Origin of the sequence: Formivibrio citricus (assembly GCF_900115065.1) — a bacterium.
Lineage (GTDB): Bacteria > Pseudomonadota > Gammaproteobacteria > Burkholderiales > Chitinibacteraceae > Formivibrio > Formivibrio citricus.
Genome location: NZ_FOVE01000003.1, coordinates 188576 through 205301 on the forward strand (window position 1 = coordinate 188576; position 16726 = coordinate 205301).

At 61.5% G+C, this 16726-nt stretch carries 12 protein-coding genes; 7 read left to right on the top strand and 5 right to left on the bottom strand.

Translation table 11 applies throughout. The features are described 5' to 3' along the window. Positions 1 to 31: 31 nt before the first annotated feature. The 5 genes from BMZ36_RS03250 to BMZ36_RS03265 form a co-directional block, all read right to left on the bottom strand. Complete coding sequence (locus tag BMZ36_RS03250; protein ID WP_177187757.1) at positions 32 to 1402, bottom strand: DUF3999 domain-containing protein; 1371 nt, start codon at positions 1400 to 1402, stop codon at positions 32 to 34. Positions 1403 to 1728: 326 nt separating this feature from the next. Then, entirely contained in the window at positions 1729 to 1896 is a 168-nt protein-coding gene (locus BMZ36_RS14490) for a hypothetical protein (protein ID WP_177187758.1), read from the bottom strand. Further along, a complete protein-coding gene (locus BMZ36_RS03255; protein ID WP_218142616.1) occupies positions 1893 to 5510 on the bottom strand; it encodes a DUF2339 domain-containing protein in 3618 nt (1205 codons plus the stop codon). Before BMZ36_RS03255 ends, BMZ36_RS14490 begins: the two co-directional genes overlap by 4 nt. 50 nt (positions 5511 to 5560) lie before the next feature. Beyond that, complete coding sequence (locus BMZ36_RS03260) at positions 5561 to 8248, bottom strand: sensor domain-containing protein (protein ID WP_091191312.1); 2688 nt, start codon at positions 8246 to 8248, stop codon at positions 5561 to 5563. 28 nt (positions 8249 to 8276) lie between these two features. Then, positions 8277 to 9452 carry an ABC transporter substrate-binding protein gene (locus BMZ36_RS03265; protein ID WP_091191315.1) on the bottom strand — a complete coding sequence of 392 codons (1176 nt, stop codon included), beginning with the start codon at positions 9450 to 9452 and terminating at the stop codon, positions 8277 to 8279. Between the two features lie 169 nt (positions 9453 to 9621). On the opposite strand from BMZ36_RS03265, the gene BMZ36_RS03270 reads away from it, so the two are divergent. The 7 genes from BMZ36_RS03270 to BMZ36_RS03300 all read left to right on the top strand — a co-directional run bounded on the left by BMZ36_RS03270 (position 9622) and on the right by BMZ36_RS03300 (position 16666). Further along, complete coding sequence (locus BMZ36_RS03270; RefSeq protein WP_091191319.1) at positions 9622 to 9915, top strand: YciI family protein; 294 nt, start codon at positions 9622 to 9624, stop codon at positions 9913 to 9915. A gap of 14 nt (positions 9916 to 9929) precedes the next feature. After that, positions 9930 to 10913, top strand: a complete 984-nt coding sequence (locus BMZ36_RS03275) for a serine/threonine protein kinase (protein ID WP_091191322.1) — start codon at positions 9930 to 9932, stop codon at positions 10911 to 10913. Between the two features lie 71 nt (positions 10914 to 10984). Beyond that, positions 10985 to 11665, top strand: coding sequence for a tRNA (adenosine(37)-N6)-threonylcarbamoyltransferase complex dimerization subunit type 1 TsaB (tsaB, locus tag BMZ36_RS03280; RefSeq protein WP_091191324.1), 681 nt, complete (start codon positions 10985 to 10987; stop codon positions 11663 to 11665). After that, positions 11662 to 12099 carry a ribosomal protein S18-alanine N-acetyltransferase gene (gene rimI / locus BMZ36_RS03285; RefSeq protein ID WP_091191327.1) on the top strand — a complete coding sequence of 146 codons (438 nt, stop codon included), beginning with the start codon at positions 11662 to 11664 and terminating at the stop codon, positions 12097 to 12099. The genes tsaB and rimI overlap by 4 nt, the downstream gene beginning before the upstream one ends. Next, positions 12093 to 12965 (top strand): uracil-DNA glycosylase, encoded by an 873-nt coding sequence (locus BMZ36_RS03290; protein ID WP_177187759.1) that lies wholly within the window; start codon positions 12093 to 12095, stop codon positions 12963 to 12965. Before rimI ends, BMZ36_RS03290 begins: the two co-directional genes overlap by 7 nt. A 53-nt stretch (positions 12966 to 13018) precedes the next feature. Then, on the top strand, positions 13019 to 14233 hold the full coding sequence (locus BMZ36_RS03295; protein ID WP_091191330.1) for an EAL and HDOD domain-containing protein: 1215 nt from the start codon (positions 13019 to 13021) through the stop codon (positions 14231 to 14233). Between the two features lie 195 nt (positions 14234 to 14428). Further along, entirely contained in the window at positions 14429 to 16666 is a 2238-nt protein-coding gene (locus BMZ36_RS03300; RefSeq protein WP_091191332.1) for a GGDEF/EAL domain-containing response regulator, read from the top strand. Positions 16667 to 16726 lie beyond the last annotated feature (60 nt).

The following is a 16726-nucleotide window of genomic DNA, read 5'->3' on the forward strand; positions in this document are numbered from 1 at the left end:
TGCCTTGTAGCAAGGAGAAACGGGTAGCCGGCTATGGGTGTGGTTTTTTCATCTGCCGCACCAACTGCCACGCCATCAAAATCATCGCCAAAACACCCACGACAAGCACCGCCCAGAGCGCGATTCGTTTCCAGTCAGCCGGTCCGGTTTCCGCCTGGGCTGCTGCCACGCCGGAAGCTGCTTGCCCGACCAGCACTTGCGCATCGGCCAACTTGGGGCCGCCCGGCGTATCCAGCCCCGGCGCCAGCGTACCCAGCGGCAGCGCCCTGCCCGCAGCGTGGGCATTGCCCACGGCCAGCGTATACGGTGCCTTGCCTTCGGCGAGGAAGACCACCTGCCCTGCCTCGATTCCGGCTTCCAGCACCGGCGCGCTCATTCCCTGGCTGCTGCGCCGGTCGAAGCGGACGATGAATTCCCTGAGCGGGTAACCCGGCAAGGTGATTTCGTCCTGCAACCATTCCCGGCCCTGTTCAGTAATGCGGTAGGCCACGCAGCGGGCCAGTCTCGACCAGTGACGGCGATCCTGGTCCGGGCTGAGGATTTCCAGCGGCAGCAGTACATTGCCCTGCGGCAAGGTCAGGCGCAGCCGCGTCACTGGCAAGGTCTGCGGCAGGCGGTAGTGGTATTCGCCCTGATGCAGGTTGAGCGGGGAGCGCAGCGGCGTCAGCGCCCCGGTCCAGACCCGCTCCGGAGCCCGCCATTGGGCCACGGTTTCCTCGATCTCGGCGCTGGTCAGCTCAGGTGCACGGGCCGGTTCGCGCCACAAGAGGCGCAGGTAGCGGCCGGGCAATCCGCCGATCTCGATACGCCGGCGCTCGATGCGCTCGCCGTTGTAGTCAAGCCGCGCGAGCTGCACACCGCTACGCACCCGGCGCCAGTCCTGCAGGTTGTCGCTGGCCTCGACGTCGAGCAACTGAAAGCCCTGCCCGTCGCGCCAATCCAGCGTCAGCGCTGTGATCGCCTGGCGTTTTTCGATGGCGCTGGCATCGAGCACATAGCCGCGGCGTAATTGTTCGCCGGAAGCCGCCGGCGCACGCGATTTCACTTCGAGCAGCGCACCTTTGGCGTCCTGGCGCACGTGTACGTCGAGCGATGCGCCCGGCGCCGTTTGCGGCGCGGTCAGCGGAAACCAACGCAGCGGCATGCTGCGCGTGGTTTTTTCGTTGCTGCCGCGCGGCACCACGTGCGCCAGCGGCACCGGCCGTCCTTCGCTGTTGAACACGCGCAGGTCGCGCAGATCGGTATGGCTGGCATGGATATACGCCGCCATCGGCAGCGTGATGCGCTGGTAGGGCGCGCCGGCTTTTACCTCCAGCGGCACGCGCCAGGCGAAATCCTGCGGCGCTTCGGCTGCAAGGACAGGCAACGCCAGCAGTGACACCAGAAAAATCGGTAATTTCATTTTAAATCCCTCACCACAGAGACGCGGAGACACGGAGAAGAGCGAGAAATCAGGCCCTTGCGCCAATGTCATTGCTTAAACCAAGCGGGCAGCGTTTTTCTCGATCAGCGCCGTATGCAGCACGCTCCGCCCTGGAAGGCGCAGAGAAGCACAGCAAGGCGCGGGAATTCGGCGAGCACTGTTTGAGGCCGCAGGCCGAGTTGCGCAGCCGCCGCGTCTTGCGAGCATCGCAGGGAACCCCGCAGGGGCGCCGGAGCGGGCTCGCCTAGGGGTGAAGGGGATTTGGCGAGACAAATCCCCTTCCCGTTTGCCGGGCGGAACCGGCTCTAAATCCTGCGCCGCAGGCGCATAAAAATCCTTAATGTAAACGGCATCAGACCCTTGCGCATGGTTGCCCGCTCACCCATCGAACGAGGCCATTTCAAGACAGAACGGCTTGTTTTTTCTCTGTGTTTTTCATACCTCTGTGGTTCAACCGAGGTTTTCAGGTTCATGTTTTCTCCTTGTCGGCCGCGGGCGGCAGCGGCGCAAAGTAGCCGACCACCAACAGCAACACGCCCACGCCGAGGAAGGAAACGATGCGTTCCACCCCGCCGCGCTGCGAAAGTTCCACCAGGAAGAGCTTGGCGACGACCACCGCCACCAGCGCTGCGCCCGTGATCCAGACCCAACGCCGCCCCAGACGATGCCCGGCGATCATCAGCCCCAGCGCCAGCACGCTCCAGGCAAGCGACAGGCTGGCCTGCGCAGTCATCGAGCGCAGCAGCGCTTCCGTGCGCCAGGCCACGCCGCCGAGCTGGTGCACGGCGCGCAGAACCAGCATCGTATAGGCCGCAAAGGCCACGACATACAGCAGCCAGCGCAAGGCGCTCGCCGCACCGGCAAATTGCGGAGGGTCTTCCGCTTCGGTTTCCAGTTCGGCAAGCCAGTGCCAGCCCGCGTACAGCACCAGCACCTGCGCAATCTCCAGCGGGTTGACCAGCGGAATGAACGGCAAGGGTGCGGGATTGCCAGCCGACTTGAGCGCGGAAAACCCGGCCCAGGCCATCAGCAACAGGAACACCGGCAGCGTCGCCGTGTAGCGGTACAGCGTCGGGTGGGCGTCCGTCGGCCCGTAACGCGGTGCGCTGCGCCAGCCGCTCCAGAGCAGCCAGAGCGCGAGCGGCAATACCCAACCCAGCCAGCGCCAGGCGCTGCCGGGTTGCGAGAGCAGCAAGAATACGTGGCGCAATTCCAGCGACAGTACCAGCAATCCCGTCCAACAGCCGGCCAGATGCAGAGCCCGTTCTGCGGACTCACGCAGCAACCCGGCACGCGCCAGCAAGGCCAGATGCGCGGCCAGCACCAGACCAAATCCCAGCCATCCCCACTGCCCGAACGGATGCCAGTCGCGCGCGAAGTCAGTTAGCGCAACAAGCGCCGCAAGCGGCAGCAGCGCACCGCCCATGCCGACCAGCGCGCCCCATGCCAGATGCGCAGCAAGGCGGCTCCAGACCAGCACCGTCACGGCCATCACGCCGAGGAACACATGCCCCGCCTGCACCGCCGGCAACAGGCGCGAGAGCTCCGCCCACCAGGCAAACGCCCACCACAGGGTGGACCACACCAGCGCCGGCAACGCAATCCGGTTGCCAAGCGGCTCGCCCGCTTCCGGGCGGTCGCTGGCCACCAGCCGCCAGGCCACGCAGAACGCGGCGAGCGCAATCACGGCCGGCGTCCAGAATCCGCTATGGGCAAACGCAGGCAACAAACGATCCGCCAGCGGCGAAGCCAGCAAGCGCGGAAAGCCGGTCAGCACATAGGCCGCGCCCGCCACAAGCTGCAAGGCCAGCGCAAACCAGAACACCGGCTTCAATGCGAGCCACAAAGCCAGCACTAGCAGGAAGAAACCACAACCCGCCCATACGCCAGTCGCACTCGCCCACGGCAGGATGAACAGCACCGCCAGCACCAGGAACACCAAGCCGAACAGCGTCAGCCAGCCCATGCGCCGTTCAAAGCGTTCGTCGCCGTTCGCCCGCGCCGCGCGTATGGCCAGAAAGGCGCTGTACAGCACCGTACCGCCCACCAGCGAAGCCACCGCGATGCCGCGCCAGCCCGATCCGCCAAACACCAGCACACCCAAGCCCCCCGCCCCGTGGCGAATGTCGGTCAAAAACACCAGCCCCGCCAGCGCCTGCACCGCCAGTGCGTTGCCGATCCAGGCGCGCGCCTGCAAGCGCAGCCCCAGGTAGACCGTAACCAACCCGGCCAGCGCCCAAGCCACCGCAGTGCCTTGCGCCTTGAGCGTCAGCGGCGCGATCAGGTAGAGGAACCACAAGCCCAGCGTGTTGAAAACCGGCAGCAAATCCTTGTCCCAGCAGGCTGCACGCTCCTCGTCCTGCAACGCCATGCGTAGCGACAGCGCGTTGCACAGGAAGGCCAGCCCCAGCAGCAACGCGCCCAGTACCGGCCCGGACAGCAGCGATTCCGTTCCCGGATATACGCGGCTCAACCAAGCGAACAGCGCGCCGGTCTGCAACAGCAGGGCAAACCCCCGCCCCAGCGCACGCCCCTGCCGGTGCCCCACCCAGTAGATTCCGGCCGCCTCGACCGCCCACGCCGCGGCAGTCCACTGCGCATCGAGCGCGAGCGGAATCGCGAGCGAGGCAAAAACCACGCCGAGTGCGAGGAACACTTCGACCAGCAAGCGCAACGCCGCCTGCGTGCGGCTGTAGAGCAGCCGCGCCAGCAGCATGTAGAAAACGCCGAGCGCCAGCGCGCTGAACGCCGCGCCGTATTCCGACTCGCGCACCAGCGCGTATTGCAGGCTGAACCCGGCCAGCGGCGCGCCGAACAGCAAGGTGCCGTCCACATAGCGGCGCCAGTCGCCGCCATGCTGCCGAACCCAGCGCCACCACTCACCGGAACCGATCCGCTCCGGTGCAGCCGGGTCGTCGAGCAGCACGCGCCGCGCGAACAAAAGACCGATGCCGACGAACATCAGGAAGAAGAGGATCACGAAGAACTGCGTGCTGGCGTAATGAACCGGCACGTACGAGCGCAGCCCCCAAGCCAACCCGATCAGGAAGGTGCTGAAAAACCCCACCAGGTTGAGCGGGCGCCATGCCTTGAACCACGCCATGCCGAGAATGCCGGCATTGAGCAGCGCGAAATAGGAGAACAGCGCCACATGGTTGCCGCCGCCGGTCGAAGCCAGGATCGGCGCGGCAAAACCACCGAGCGACCCGGCCACCGCAAGCGCCAGCGCATCCTGCGCTACGGCCAGCACCGCCGAGGAAACCGCCACCAGCACCAAGAGCGCAAAGCCGGCATGCAACGGCAGGATATGGTGCAGACGCATCGCGGCAAAGATCGTGAGGTACATCACCCCCACCGACGCTCCCTGCAACAGCAAGGCATAGGCCCGGCGCGATTCGCGCAACCGCCAGCCCAGCCCCAGCCCGACCAGCGCTGTTGCGACCACGCCGATATAACGCAGCTCGACCGGGATCACGAAACGCTCGGACGCATAGCGCAGCAGGAACGCAAGCCCCAGGAACACCAGCAGCACGCCGACGCGCACCAGCGTATTGCCACCGAACAGCCAGTCTTTCGCCGCCGTGAATGCATGCTCGATGAAGTTCGGGGTGGCCTCGATGGTGACTGGTGCAGTTTGGGAAAGAACGGGTTCTGCAGGCTTGGGCTCGCAAACCGGCGGAGCGGAGGGCAAGACGGGCTCGGGTTTTGCTGCGGAAGGCAGTTCGGGCTGAGCCGTCACCACGTCTTCTACTTCAAAACTGATCTCTTGAACCGTTTCGGCTTCTGCCGTTGCTGGTGACTGAGCCGCCTCAGTCGGTGGAGCGGCTTCGATCCCGCTTCCTTCCAGCGCAGCGATCCGCGCCCGCAATTGCGCCAGTTCAAGGTCAAAACACTTCTGCTGCTCGGCCAGCAAAGCCCGCAACTGGCCGGTTTCCTGCAAAGCCTGTTCAGCCGTCTTGCCGCCATTGCCACGCAGCAACAAAACCCCGAGCAAGCCGCCAACCAGCATTCCGGCAACAGTGGAATCAAACAGCGAGCCGAGCATCGCGCCCAGCAGCATTCCCAACAATAAACCGACAATCGCCATTCTGATTCCTTTTGCCAGACTCAACAGTCAGTACCCAAAATCAACAGGGCCTAGGCGCCAAAACGGCAGCAAGTATTTTTCCCCGATTCCTTGGCCTGATAAAGTGCGGCGTCGGCATGACACAGCAACGTCTCAGCATCCGCAGCATCGTCGGGATAAAGCGTGAAGCCGATGCTGGCCGAAACCCTGACCGAGGCATCGCTGATTTGTACCGGCAGATTGACTTCCGCCAGCACACGCGCAAGCACCGTTTCTGTTTCCTCCAGATGCGCCAACTCACCAAACAACAAAACGAATTCGTCGCCGCCAATACGGGCCAGCGTATCCTCGCCGCGCAACACCCTGCGCAAGCGCGAGGTGATTTCCACGAGCAAAGAATCGCCCGCCGCATGGCCATAGGTGTCGTTGACCGGTTTGAACCCATCCAGATCGAGATAGCAAACTGCCAGCGTTTTTCCGCCACGCCGAGAATGGGCGATGGCGCGCTCGAGCCGATCGCCAAGCAAACGGCGGTTCGGCAAACCGGTCAGCGCGTCGAAATGAGCGAGACGCTCAAGTTCTTCCTCGTGTTCCTTGATACGGCTGATATCGGAAAAAACGGCAACATGCTGGAGGGGGACACCGTTCTCTGCGCGCACCACATCGATCGTTAAACGCTCGGCATAAACTTCACCGCTTTTGCGCCGGTTCCATATCTCGCCCTGCCAGGAACCGGTACTCGCCAACGATTCCTGTATCCCGACATAGAATTCATCGGTTTCTTGCCCTGATCCCAGAAAATGCAAATCCTTGCCAAGCACTTCTTCCCGTTCGTAGCCGGTAATGCGGGAGAAGGCCGGATTGACATCGACAATGCGGTTTTCTGCATCGCTGATCATGATGCCTTCCTGGCTACTTGTAAAAACACTGGCAGCTTGACGAAGTTTTACTTCTGACTGTTTGCGTGCCGTAATGTCAGTAACACTGCCAACCATACGCAAAGGCTGCCCTTCTGCGCCCCGTTCAACCACCTGCCCCCGATCCAGCAACCAGACAATCTCACCATCAGGGCGGCGTATCCGGTGTTCGTGAACATACGGTGCCTTGCCTTCCAGTGCGAGCTGAACCGCTATCATGACTGACTCGCGATCGTCTTCGTGCAATAGCGAAACAAACATCTCCACGGGGTGCTGAAGCAGCGAAGGATCAACACCGAACAGTTCGCACCACTTGGCATTGTGTCTGACGATATTCAGGCTGATATCCCAATCCCAGACCCCCTCGCCCGTTGCCGCCATGACATAGGCATACTGCCGTTCACGCTCCTCGATTACCCGATGCGCCGCCAGCAAGTCGGTCACGTCATGGGATACCACCAGAATTCTGGGTTCCCCATCCGGCCCTTGCAGCGGCATCTTTTCCGACTGGAAATACCGCTTCTCCCCAGTACGAGGATCAACCAGGCACTCCTGGACAACTTGGGTTTGTCCACTGCGCACGATGTCTTGCGCATTTTGCTCAAAGGAATCGACCTGTGCTTGATCCGGGGCGAAATGGCTTCTTTTCTTGCCTACCAGTTCATCTGGTGTTGTTCCGTAAAACGCTGCCAGCGCCTTGTTGCCAAGCAATAAGCGCCCATCCCAATCCTTCATGAAAATCATGTCGGGCGTTTCATCGATCACTGTGCGCAGCAAGCGCTGGCTATCCGAAAGCTGTCGGGTTTTTTCGGCAACCAGTCCTTCCAGGTTGGTATTGATGTGCGCATAGGATTCAAGTGCCTGGCGCAGCGTGCGCGAGAGAACACCGATCTCGTCCAGAGACGAATCCTCAGTAATATTGCTGGCTTGCCCGGCAGCAATCGCCTCGCACTCCTTGGCCAGCCGGTAAAGACGCCGCGTCATGCGTTTGGCAAAAGCATCTGCCACCCGCCATACCAGCACACCGAGACACACGGTAAGCAAGGCTGATAGCAATACACGTTTCAGAACCGGCTGCACCCAAGGATTGCGCGATGAATAGACGGTAAGTAGCGGCGCACCGCCTTCGATATTCTCCCGGGGAATCAGCTCAAAACTGGCAGGGAAGAATTTGGGGCCAGCCCCATCGGGGTAAGTTGCCATGACGCGCGATTGATGGGTCAGTTCCACGCCGACATCATCCCGATCAATCCAGGAAACTTTTTGCCGAAATACGCTGGAAAGGTTGATAACCCCGGCCAGGGCACCGATGGCTTCTTGGGAATAGGGATACAACACGGGATAAATCGCGAGTAATGCCGGCTGGTGATCCTCAAGCATAACCATCGCCAGCTTCGACCGTTTCTCAGCCTGAGCACTGACAACCAGCCGATCAAGTTGTTCAGCATTGATAGCCGCAGGAAGTTCGCCCAGCACACTGCGGCCACGGTAATCGAGCAACTTAACGGGACCGCCTTTCTGCCCTTTTTCCCAAGCCCCCAAAAAAGGCTTCAGATGCACCTCGCGCGAGGTCGAGTCGACCAGCGCGGTCCAGACCAGCGGACTGTTGCCAAGTTGTTTGAGCGTATCCAGATGGTTGCTGATTTCACTGGACAAGACTTCGCCGACGACATGCGCCTCACTCTGGTTGGTTTTTCTGTGGTTCGCCGGAATTTCCATCAGCGCCAGCGTCAGCCAGAGGCACCCCAGAACAATGATGATCACCATCATCAAGACAAAGGCGCTACGCCGGATACGAGTAGCCAGAGAAAGATTTTTGTTACTCAAGAATCCGGTGATCATTGCTCCTCCGTTCCCCGCTCCTGCCGGTTCATGGCCTGCTGCGAGAATCGACCGGAATCAGTCTGTCGTCAGCGGTATAACGCGCAAAGAACACATTCTCGGCGGAGAGGGCATCATGGCGGCCTGCGGTAAAAGGCTTGCTGTAACGGCGCACCAATCCGTCGTAGGAGCCGATTTGTTCCAGTGCATCACGAATCTTGCGCCGGTCCGTGCTACCGGCCTTGTTGATCGCCCGCGCCAGAAGATGGGTCAAGTCATAGGCGTGCGCCACCCCTACCGGGCTTTTGACACGATCGGCTTCCGTTGCGCCGTAATTGTTCCGCAAAGCAGTCAGTACCCGCCGTGCGGCAGGTGTATCGCGCCCCACGAAACTGAAAGTCTGGATCACCGAAAAATCAACTTGCTGCAGTGCTTCACCGGCCATACGTGCAAAATCACCGCCAGTCACCCCCCAATGGCTGATGATCGGCAACCGCTGCTCTTTGGGCAGCGCCGCCACCTCGCGAACCAGAATGGCGCCCTCTGCCTCGTTAGCAACCAGAATGATCGCTTGGGCGCCAGCCTTGCGCAGCTCGGCATACTGCGCAGCGAGCGAGGTATCGCCCCAGTTGTACCAACGCCGCCCCACCAGGCTCAACCCCATACTGGCAGCTGCCTTCTCGATTGCCGCCTGATTGCTTCTCCCCCAAGCCGTATTGGGCAATAGAACACCCAGCCGATTGGCCTTGTATCGCTGCTTGGCAAAGCGCACAAAAGCCGGCCCCGCCCAAGCATCCTTGAGCGAAAGGCGAAAAGTGTAGCTTGGGCGATAATTGTGGTCGGTGATCGGATCCGCCGAGCCCCAAGGGTCCATCAACAACATTCCCAATTCGTGGGCAAGCGGCACGCATTCGATGTAAACCGGGCTGAACTTGCCGCCAAATACCGCCACCATGTCCGGCATCCTGGCCAGTTCACGCAGATTGTCGACTGCAATCGCCGTAACCGAACGGTTGTCTTTGATTACCAGTTGAAGCTTGCGCCCACCGAGCACACCACCAGCCTGATTGATTTCATCAATGGCAATCTGCATTCCCTGCTGCACAGCTTGGGCTGAAGTACTGGTTTTGTGACCGAATTCCGCATCCAGTCCGATATAAACCGGCCCGGCAGCCAGCGTCCAATGACTAAACAGCAAAACGACGATAGCCAGTATCCTTGTCATGCCAGCCTCCTCCCTCTTGCCCGGGCTAAATTCAGCATAGTGCTGCGCACAACAAACAACCAATCTTGCATGCCTGTTATCTGAACTTTGCAGCCAGAGATGACGCATGGGCACCGACCCCATAGAATGAGGCTTCAGCCATATTGATCCTTCATCAAGGAAGTTTTCCGTGTACGCACTCGCCATCATCCGTTTCCGCAAACCGCTCGAACAGGTTCTGCCCGTCGTAGACAACCATCGCGCCTACCTGGCCGGACTCAAGGGAAAGGGCATCCTGCTCGCCTCCGGCCCGCTCGATCCGCGCAACGGCGGCGCGCTGCTGCTGCGTGTCCCCGACGATGCCGTCGATGTCACGCTTGATTCCGTGCGCGACAACGATCCGTACATTCTCGCCAACGTAGCACAGTACGAACTGCTGCCCTGGGCGCCAACCATCGGCAAGGATGCGCTGGATCAACTTTGAAAGCCGCATCAGGAATGACAAACCCGCACCCCTACGCCACCCTCACGCCCAATTGCGTGCTCGATGCCGTCGAAACCCTCGGCTTGCGCTGCGACGGCCATCTGCTGGCGCTGAACAGCTACGAGAACCGCGTCTACCAGATCGGGCAGGATGAAGGCCCGCCCATCGTCGCCAAGTTCTACCGCCCGAACCGCTGGAACGACGCCGCGATCCTCGAAGAGCACAGCTTTACCGCCGAGCTCGCCGAGCGCGAAATCCCCGTCGTACCGCCCATGGTCATCGCCGGCCGGACGCTGCACGAACACGCCGGGTTCCGCTTTTCCGTATTCCCGCGCCGCGGCGGACGCGCACCGGAACTCGACGATCCGCAAACCCTGGAATGGCTGGGGCGTTTCATGGGCCGCATCCATGCCGTCGGCGCCATTCGTCCCTTTGCCGAACGCCCGACGCTTGATCTGGCCACTTTCGGCGAGGAACCACGCGACTGGCTGCTCGCCAACAACTTCATTCCGTTCGAGCTGCTGCCGGCCTGGCAAAGTGTGGTCAACCAGGCGCTCGACGGCGTACGCCATTGTTTTGACCGTGCCGGCAAGGTCGCCAGCATCCGTCTGCACGGCGACTGCCACGCCGGCAACGTGCTGTGGACACCGGACGGCCCGCACTTCGTCGATTTCGACGACGCGCGCAACGGCCCGGCCATTCAGGATTTGTGGATGCTGCTTTCGGGCGAGCGCCAGGATCGGGTGCGGCAACTGGCCGACGTCCTGGCCGGCTACGAGGATTTCTGCGAGTTCAACCCGCGCGAGCTGCACCTGATCGAAGCGCTGCGCACGCTGCGGCTGATCCACTACTCCGCCTGGCTCGCCCGCCGCTGGGACGACCCGGCCTTCCCCGCCGCCTTTCCGTGGTTCAACACCCACCATTACTGGCAGGAGCGGATCCTGGAGCTGCGCGAGCAAATCGCGTTGATGGATGAAGCGCCGCTGTGGCCAGCTTGATTTGTGGAGCAAACCCGGACCATCAATGCCCAAGATGGTAGAATCCGCCCATTCAATTTCTGCCAGCCGCCATGCCCTACCTTGCCCTCGACACCTCGACCGAACACCTCTCCCTGGCCGTGACCACGCCGGCGGGCATCGTCGGGCGCGACTGGCTGGTCGGGCAAAAACACGCCGAACTCACGCTGCCGCGCCTCGCGGAACTGCTGGCCGAAACGGGGCTCGTCCTGCAGGACATCGAAGGTATCGCCTTCGGCAACGGGCCGGGCTCGTTCACGGGCTTGCGCATCGGCTGCGGCATCGTGCAGGGGCTGGCATTTGCCCGCGGCATCTCGACGCTCGGCATCAGTACGCTGGAAGCACTGGCGCAATCCGCTTCGGCCAACAAGGTCATCGCCTGTCTCGACGCACGCATGAACCAGGTCTACGTCGCGGCCTACGTTCGCGAAGCCGATGGCTGGCGCGAGGCGACCGCTCCAACCGTCTGCGACCCGCACGCGCTGCCCTTGCCCGAAGGCGAAGGCTGGCTCGGCATTGGCAGCGGCTTCGCCGCCTACGGCGCTGCGCTGGCCGAGCGCCTGGGCACGCAACTGGCAGGCATTGAACCGGAACTCTTCCCCCGCGCGGCCGAAATACTGGCGCTGGCCCTGCCGCGCTTTGCAGCAGGCCAGGGCGTCCCGGCCCACGAAGCCACGCTCGTCTACCTGCGCGACAAGGTGGCGCTCAAAACTTCCGAGCGCGTAAAAGCATGATCCGTCCGCTCGATTCGTCCGATCTGGAAGCCCTGCTGGCACTCGATGCGGCAACCAACCCGCATCCGTGGACTGCGGCGCAGTGGCAGGATTCGCTGGTGCAGCATCTGTGCCTGGGGCTGGAACTGGCCGGCCGGCTCGCGGCCTTTGCCGTAGCGATGCCACTGCCAGACGAGGCCGAACTACTGCTGATCGCCGTCGACCCCGCGCAACAGCGCCACGGATCTGGACGAACCCTGCTGGCAGGCTTGCGCGCCGAGCTGGCTGCGCGCCAGTGCGAAAAGTTGTTCCTGGAAGTGCGTGAATCGAATACCCGGGCGCGCCATTTCTATGCCGCCGCCGGCATGGAAGAGATCGGCCGGCGCAAGAATTACTATCCAGCGGCACAAGGGCGCGAGGATGCCCTGCTGCTCGCCGGAGCAACCCGATGCTGAACCGCCGCGCGCTGATCATGGAGGAGCTGGCGCTCACCCCGGTCTGGGTGCGGCGCGAATTGCTGGTCACCGAACCGCAGACCGAAACCGAGCCATTGCCGCCTGCGCCCGAACCCGCAACCGTTCCGGGGCAGGAACCCAACGCACGGCACCCGCTCTCCAGTGTGGCGCGCACGGCCAACAAGGTGATCGCGCCGCTCGTCGAGACCGGCGAAGCACCCCACTCGCACAAACAACCGCAGATCGACGAAACACCGTCCGCCGCACCGGAAACCGTGCAGGAAGATGCCCGCACAACCACCATTGCCACGATGGACTGGGACGCACTGCAGGCATCCGTCTCGCAATGCACGGCCTGCGCGCTGTGCAACGACCGCACACAGACCGTTTTCGGCGTGGGCAATCCGCAGGCCGATCTCGTCGTGGTCGGAGAGGCACCGGGCGAAGAAGAGGACCGTCTGGGCGAGCCTTTCGTCGGTCGCGCCGGAAAGCTGCTCGACAACATGCTGGCCGCGATCCGCGAAAAACGCGGCGAGCGCGTCTTCATTGCCAACGTGCTCAAGTGCCGCCCACCGGGCAACCGCAACCCGCAGCCGGAAGAAGTTGCACTCTGCTCGCCCTACCTGCTGCGCCAATTGCAACTGATCGCACCGAAGGTCATCCTCGCCTCCGGCCGCTTTGCCGCGCACTCGCTGCTCCAAACCCAGGCACCGCTTTCCGCGCTGCGCGGCAAGGTGCACGACTGGCACGGCATCCCGGTCATCGTGACCTATCACCCGGCCTATCTGTTGCGCAATCTTCCCGACAAGAATCGCGCCTGGGACGATCTGTTGCTACTCAGGAATATTCTGGATAAACACCGGTAGCTTCATCAGGGGAAGCTTCCTAGACTGAACGTATCCCCGTTCAGAGAATTCCAATGGATGCTTCGTACCACCTCGGCCGGCAACCGATTGTCAACCGCAAGGGCGAACTGGTCGCCTACGAACTCCTGTTCCGCAGCGGTCAGCAAAACCACGCCCAGGTTACCGACGATTTCCTTGCCACGGCGCACGTCATCCAGAATGCCTTCACCCAGATCGGACTGAATCAGGTACTGGGCCATCGCCTCGGCTTCATCAACGTCAACGCCGATCTGCTGATGTCCGATGTACTGGAATTGCTGCCCAAGCAGCAGATCGTGCTGGAAATCCTGGAAACGGTGAAGATTACGCCGGACCTCATCAAGCGCTGCATCGAACTGCACCATCAGGGCTTCCAGATCGCGCTCGACGACGTCATCGAGATCACGCCGGAATACAAGCCGCTCCTGCCGCACATCCAGTTCATCAAGCTTGATCTGCTTGCCGCCACGCCTGCCCAGATCGGCAAGGCCATCAAGGAGCTGGAACGCTATCGAATCAAATTGCTCGCCGAAAAAATCGATTCTCCCGAACAGCGCGACAACTGCATGAAGCTGGGCTTCGACCTGTTTCAGGGCTATTTCTTTGCCAAGCCGATCATCATTTCCGGGCAAAAACCCTCGCCTTCCCAGACCGCCTTGCTCAAGCTGCTCAACCTCGTGCACAGCGATGCCGAAACGGACGCCATCGAAACCGCCTTCAAACTGGCTCCGGACCTGACCGTCAACCTGCTCAAGCTCGTCAATTCCGTGGCTTGCGGGCTCAACTGCAAGATCGACAGCGTGGCCCGCGCGGTAACGGTGCTGGGCCGCAAACAGATCGAACGCTGGGTGCAACTTCTGATGTTTACCCAACAGGCCGGCGAACGGGGTTCCGCAGATCCGCTGGCGCAGACCGCAGCCATTCGCGGCAGGCTGATGGAGCTTATCGCCAAACAGCGTTTTCCCTACAATCAGGAGTTACCGGACAAAGCCTTCATGGTCGGCATGTTTTCACTGCTGGAAGCGCTTTTTCACATGCCGCTAAAAGAGCTGATCACCCCGCTCAATCTGTCCGACGACGTACGCGATGCCCTGCTTGAACATCGCGGGCCACTCGGCCAGATGCTGGCGCACGCGGCCGACATGGAGGGAGCCTGCCCGGCCGGACAAGGCGACTTCCCCGGTTGCGCGCCACTGTTGCTGGAGGCCATGGCGTGGGCCAACAATCTGGATGCAAGACCGAAGGGCTGATTACATACTACAATAAGCAATGAAACGCCGACCTGACCAACCTGCCCAAAGTCTGTCGCAAGAGGCTCTCAGCAGGGTGAAGAGCAGCGCAGTAACCGGGGTTTATGCGGATAAATGAGGATCCGGGCAGCGAATGATCCCTGCTGAGGAACTCGCTGTAAGATCATGAACAGGTTCTGACAAAAACAAACGAAAATGACCGACACCCCCCAGGACAACGACAAGCTTCACATCATCGACGATGGTGATGTCGAAAGCATCAGCACGCACGAGCCATGGCCCATTCTTGTCGTCGACGACGACAGCGAGGTCCACGCCGCCACGCGCCTTGCCCTGGCCCGCACCACCATTCTCGGCCGGCCGCTTGAGCTTGTTCACGCGCTGTCGGCTCGTGAAACCATGGCCATCCTGCAGAAAAGACGCGATTTCGCCGCTGTGTTGCTTGATGTCGTCATGGAAACCGAAACCGCCGGTCTGCAATTGGTCAAGGAAATCCGGGAAACGTTCGGCATGGCTGAGTGCCGCATCATCCTGCGTACCGGGCAACCCGGCAGCGCACCTGAGATCGCTGTTTTCACCGACTACGACATCAACGATTACTGCACCAAGTCCGAACTGACCCGTACCCGCCTCATCACCGCCCTGATGGCGGCGCTGCGTTCCTACCAGCAGATCCGCACCATCGCCGAAAACCGCCGCGGGCTGGAACTGATCGTGCGCGCCGTTCCCGGACTGATGGAAAGCCATGCGATCAACACCTTTGCCGAAGGTGCGCTGGCCCAGATCGCTGCCTTGCTCAAGATTCCGCCCGACGGCATCGTCTGTGCCCAGAAAGGCTCCCCGCTTGAAACGGGAGAAAAAAGCGGCCTGTATGTTGTGGCTGCTGCCGGCCGGCTGTCCGGTTGCGCCGCTACGCCGCTGGAAAAAATCGGCTCGTCCGCGATCATTGAGGCCATCACCCACGCCCTGACCAATCACGACCATGTTTTCGGCGAGCATTTCACGGTGCTCTTTCTCAGGGGCGGCAACCAGGAAGCCGCGGTCTACCTTGAAACCGGCGCGCCCATTTCCAAGGATGACCGCCAGCTTGTCGAAGTCCTTGCCGCCAACATCACCGCCTGCTTCGCCAACGTCAAATACGTCGAAAAGCTCAATTTCATCGCCTACCACGATACGCTGACCCGTCTTGGCAACCGTAGTCTGTTCACGCTGCAACTGGAAACAGCAATGCAGATGGCCGGCTCGAGTTGTGCCATCCCGATGGCCGTGGCCCTGGTCGACATCGATCATTTTTCCGACATCAACAACGGCTTGGGTCAGGAAGTCGGCAACGGGCTACTGACTGCTGTCGCTGCCCGTCTCCACATCCAGTTCGGCAAGGAATGCCAGATCGCCCGCATCGGCGCTGACGTATTCGGCATTCTCGGCCCGGAAAAACAGGTCAATCCGACGCGTCTGCAGGCGCTGTTCGAACAGCATTTCAGTGTGGGTGAGCACCAGCTCCCCGTCACGGTCACGATGGGGTTTGCCATACCCAAGGCCGGGGCTGGTGGCGGCAATACACTGCTCAAGCAGGCCAGCATCGCGCTCAACCGCGCCAAGCGCGCACACAACGCCAACTACACCTTCTTCGAAGGCGAGATGGAAGACGATACCCGCTGGCGGCTGGAAATCATCCGTCACCTGCGGCGGGATTTCACAGCTCAAAAGCTCGCGGTCTGGTACCAGCCGCAAATCAGCCTGTCCACGGGCAAGATTGCCGGCATGGAAGCGTTGCTGCGCTGGCCTGGCGAAACCGGTTTCGTGCAACCTCCCAGTGTCTTCATTCCGCTGGCCGAATATTCCGGCTTGATCGTGGACATCGGCGACTGGGTTCTGCAAACAGCCGCAGATGCCTACCGCTCGCTCGCCCATCTGCCCAACCGTCCGCATCATGTCTCGGTCAACGTCAGCATGCCGCAGTTCAAGAGCGGCAACCTGACCGAACGGGTCGCTGCCATTCTTGGCGAGCACATGCTGCCGCCTTCGGTTCTGGAACTGGAAATCACCGAAAGCATCGCGCTTGACCAGCCGCGCCACGTCATCAGTTGCCTGCGCGACTTGCGCGATCTGGGCGTGCGCATCGCCATCGACGACTTCGGCACCGGCTATTCCTCGCTGGGGCAACTCAAGGCACTGCCAATCGACTGCCTGAAAATCGATCAGTCCTTCGTTGCGGAGATTTCCTCCGGACGCGGCGGCATGTTCGCCGAAACCATCGTTGCACTGGGGCAGAAACTCGGGCTGGAAACCATTGCCGAAGGCGTGGAAACCGCCGAACAGGCCGGCTTCCTGCGCGGGCTGGGCTGCTCCGATGCGCAAGGCTATTACTACGCCAAGCCCATGCCGCTTCACGAACTCATTACCTGGCTGGAAAACTGGCAATCCCGTTGATCCAGTCCGATTGACCACTGCGGGCGCAGTCTGCGCCCCTTTTTGCACGAGTCTGAAATT

What these genes read in the sequence shown, in the direction of transcription:
- BMZ36_RS03250 (WP_177187757.1), bottom strand. Translation starts at nt 1,402, where the DNA reads ATGAAATTACCGATTTTTCTGGTGTCACTGCTGGCGTTGCCTGTCCTT.
- BMZ36_RS14490 (WP_177187758.1), bottom strand. Translation starts at nt 1,896, where the DNA reads ATGAACCTGAAAACCTCGGTTGAACCACAGAGGTATGAAAAACACAGA.
- BMZ36_RS03255 (WP_218142616.1), bottom strand. Translation starts at nt 5,510, where the DNA reads ATGGCGATTGTCGGTTTATTGTTGGGAATGCTGCTGGGCGCGATGCTC.
- BMZ36_RS03260 (WP_091191312.1), bottom strand. Translation starts at nt 8,248, where the DNA reads ATGATCACCGGATTCTTGAGTAACAAAAATCTTTCTCTGGCTACTCGT.
- BMZ36_RS03265 (WP_091191315.1), bottom strand. Translation starts at nt 9,452, where the DNA reads ATGACAAGGATACTGGCTATCGTCGTTTTGCTGTTTAGTCATTGGACG.
- BMZ36_RS03275 (WP_091191322.1), top strand. Translation starts at nt 9,930, where the DNA reads ATGACAAACCCGCACCCCTACGCCACCCTCACGCCCAATTGCGTGCTC.
- tsaB (WP_091191324.1), top strand. Translation starts at nt 10,985, where the DNA reads ATGCCCTACCTTGCCCTCGACACCTCGACCGAACACCTCTCCCTGGCC.
- rimI (WP_091191327.1), top strand. Translation starts at nt 11,662, where the DNA reads ATGATCCGTCCGCTCGATTCGTCCGATCTGGAAGCCCTGCTGGCACTC.
- BMZ36_RS03290 (WP_177187759.1), top strand. Translation starts at nt 12,093, where the DNA reads ATGCTGAACCGCCGCGCGCTGATCATGGAGGAGCTGGCGCTCACCCCG.
- BMZ36_RS03295 (WP_091191330.1), top strand. Translation starts at nt 13,019, where the DNA reads ATGGATGCTTCGTACCACCTCGGCCGGCAACCGATTGTCAACCGCAAG.
- BMZ36_RS03300 (WP_091191332.1), top strand. Translation starts at nt 14,429, where the DNA reads ATGACCGACACCCCCCAGGACAACGACAAGCTTCACATCATCGACGAT.